The 3,310-nt window shown below is 27.7% G+C and carries 2 protein-coding genes; both read left to right on the top strand.

The window, feature by feature from the left end; genetic code table 11:
- Positions 1 to 1,304, top strand: a 1,304-nt coding sequence (locus AJN70_RS04160) for an autotransporter outer membrane beta-barrel domain-containing protein (RefSeq protein ID WP_083262316.1), incomplete at its 5' end; no start/stop codon positions are given.
- A 209-nt stretch (positions 1,305 to 1,513) separates the two neighbouring features.
- The gene (locus AJN70_RS04155; protein ID WP_070295520.1) at positions 1,514 to 3,268 is read left to right on the top strand and encodes a hypothetical protein; all 1,755 of its coding nucleotides are present in this window, start codon (positions 1,514 to 1,516) and stop codon (positions 3,266 to 3,268) included.
- Positions 3,269 to 3,310 lie beyond the last annotated feature (42 nt).

The raw sequence follows: 3,310 nt of genomic DNA, 5'->3' as shown, positions 1-3,310 counted from the left end.
TCATAGAAGATTGGGTTGTTTCTACAGATAAAGATACAGGTAAATTAGACACTGTGGTTGTAGGTGGAAGCAATACGGATAATGTAAAAGTAGATAATATAACCGTTGATCAAGGCAATGCTGATCTAGATGGAATAGGAGATATAAATGATATCATCTCAGGGGTAAAACCAGGTAATATTGGCAATATAGGAACCAATGGTAGTGGAGAAATTGATTTAATCTATGATCCTTCAACAGGAAAAATTCATAAAAGGTTTGATCTTAGTGCTTCCATATCAGGTGCAACCTTTAGATCTTTAATCTCTACTACTTCAAGAAGATCAACCTTTATAGATAATGTTATGGGTAATTCTATGCAAACTTTTGCTTTAGCTTCTTCAAGTAAATCTCAAAGCATTGCTATGTCTGAAAAGGGTAATTTATATGCAGATGCAAGTGATTATATAAAGAGTGATTTAAATAATGGAAGCTATGGTTCTAATAAAGAACATTCTTTATTCATCCTTCCTTATGCTTCTTCACAGAATGTTGAACTTTCTTTAAATGAAGAAAGCAAAGGACACACTAAAGGAACCATTATAGGTTATTCTACTTTAAAAGACAGTGGAATATATGGTGTGTATGCAGGTTATGAAGATACAAAAATGGGTTCAACTTATTTTGATATTAATAATAGAACCTATTATGCAGGTTTAAAATACTTTAATACCTTATTTACTACAGAAAAAGGTCAAGAAGTTTATATCAAAGCTCAAAGTAAAGCTGCTTTGATTAAAAATGATTTAACTAAAAAAATAGGAAATAATGAAGCTAAAGCTGAACCTAATTCTTATGCTTATGGAGTCAATACAGCCTTAGGTATGAATTTTATTTCTAATAAAGATATATTCTCCCCTGAAATAGGTCTTGCTTATGAAGGAGGTTATACTGAAGCTTTTTCTATGAAAGACACTATAGGACAAGCAACAGTTCAAGGTGGAGAAAGAACCTATGCAAACTATTTAAATCTTTTCTCTACTAAAACAAGCTTTACTTGGTTTAGAGATTGGTTGCCTAATTTAAAAACTTCAGTAGAACTTGGAGCTAAGTTTAATATCAATCCTAAAGTAGAAGCGGAGGCTAGATTTGGTAATATAAAAGTAAGTGATGAGTTTTATTTACCAAGAATACAAAAATTTGTAAGTACTTCTTTTATCGTTCCTGTTAATGAAGCTTTCTATTTTAGTTTAAACTATAATGGAATGTTTGATAAAGATGGCAATACCCATACAGGATTTGCTCAGTTTAATTATCTTTGGTAATCTTATAAAAGATAATACTTAGTTTGATTAGTTTACTCTCCTACTTGTTAAAATTTCATCCTGATAATTTTAAAATTATTGGGATGGATGTTTTTATTGTATTTATTTTTTTATTTTTGTTTTATTATTTAATTTTATAAAAATATAATTATCTTTTTATGCAACTTATAAGATAATATTAGATTTTAATGTAACTATCAAGGAAAAATATGTTTGATAAAATTCATTATTATTATTTTAATGCTAATTATGAAAAATGTTTAAACTTGAGTGAGCAATTTTTAAAAGAAAGTCCAAAATTTGCTTTAGAATTTGCTACGCTTTCTTCTTATAAACTTTCTCTTTTTCAAAAAGCTTTATATTATGCTCAAGAGCTTTTTTCTTTAAATCCTACAAGTTTTAATGGTCTTATGCTTGCTAAAAGCTATATTGAAAATTTAAGACTTGATGAAGCCTTGAATTTATTACAAACACTTTTAACTCGCAAAGATGATTTAGAAGATGAACTTAAGTTAGAATTGGCTTTTATTTATAAGCTGAGTAATAAATTAGAAGAATCTGAACAAATTTTCAAAGAATTGCTTTCTAAAGATATGTATAATCTTAATCTATGGAAAAATTATGCAGAAATTTATTTTAAACATGATTTTACCAAGGCATTAAATGCACATGAACACTTGTGTCATTTTATGCAAGATTTGATTGATAAACTACAAAAAGGAATCATTGCTGAACAAACCAATCTTAATTTAATTAAACTCGAAGATAGGCTTCACAGTAAAACCAAAGAAAATCTTACTATTTCTAAAATAGAAGATTTTTTAACTCATCAAATTTTACCCCAAAAAGCATACTTGCTTTTTAAGCTTTTTAGAATATCTGATTCTTTAGAACTTTTTCAATCGCTACAAGAAGCCAATCAACACCATGCACAGTTTTGGCAAAACTATGCTAAGGTCTTAGAATTTAATTCAAACTATCAAGAAGCTTATTATGCTTATAAAAAATGTCTTAGCTTGGATTCTCATGCAACCTATCAATTTGATTTGGCTTATCTTTTGATGCGTATGGGAGTGGATGATAATTTTGAAGAGGGCAAGAAATATTATGAAAGCAGATTATTTTATGCTCATAATGAAACTTTTTCTACTTATCATTATAATGAAAGCCTAAAAGCTTTTAATAAATTTGGCGTTGATGCTTTTAAAAATAAAGAAGTTTTAGTATTTTGCGAGCAAGGCTTTGGCGATACTATAATGTATGCAAGATGCTTAGAAAAACTTTGCAAAATCGCTTCAAAGGTTTTATTTGCTCCTCAAAGTGCCATGTATGAAATGTTTAAAAATCAAATCAAATTTTTAAATCAAAATGATGATATTTTTAAAAATGTAAAGGTTTTAAAAAATCTACCTACAAATTTTGATTATGCTATTCCTATTTGTTCTTTGCCTTTTTTTATTGATATTAAGCTTGACGAGATTTCACGATTAAAAACACCTATATTGCCACAGAAAAAACCGCATAATAAAAGAAAAAAACTTGGTATTTTTTATGCTACTCCTAATGCTGAAAATTCTGATTTATTAAGAAATGTAAAATTTGAATTTTTATTTGATATATTAAAAGACTTAGATTATGAAATCATTTCTTTTCAAATGCAATTAAAAGAAGAATTACCTAAGGCAATAGAAGATAGAAGTAAGCTTATAAAAAATTGGAATGATACTCTAAATTATTTATATGATATTGACTGTATGCTTAGTATTGATAGTGCTATAGCGCATTTAAGCTTAGCTATGGATATTCCTACTATAGTTCTTTTACATCCTAGATTTGATTGGCGTTGGGGAAAATTTGAAAATCCTAAAAGTTATTTTTGGCCAAAAGCAAAATGTTTTATCATAAAAGAACAAGAAGAAACAAAAAGGAATTTGCAAAAACTGATTAAAAATATTTTAAACTAAAGCTTAGTTTAAGAGCTTTAGGTGGAAAATTTGGTTTTTGAT

The organism is Campylobacter sp. BCW_4341 (assembly GCF_001764255.1).
Classification (GTDB): Bacteria; Campylobacterota; Campylobacteria; order Campylobacterales; family Campylobacteraceae; genus Campylobacter_D; species Campylobacter_D jejuni.
This window is presented reverse-complemented; position numbering and strand designations above follow the sequence as displayed.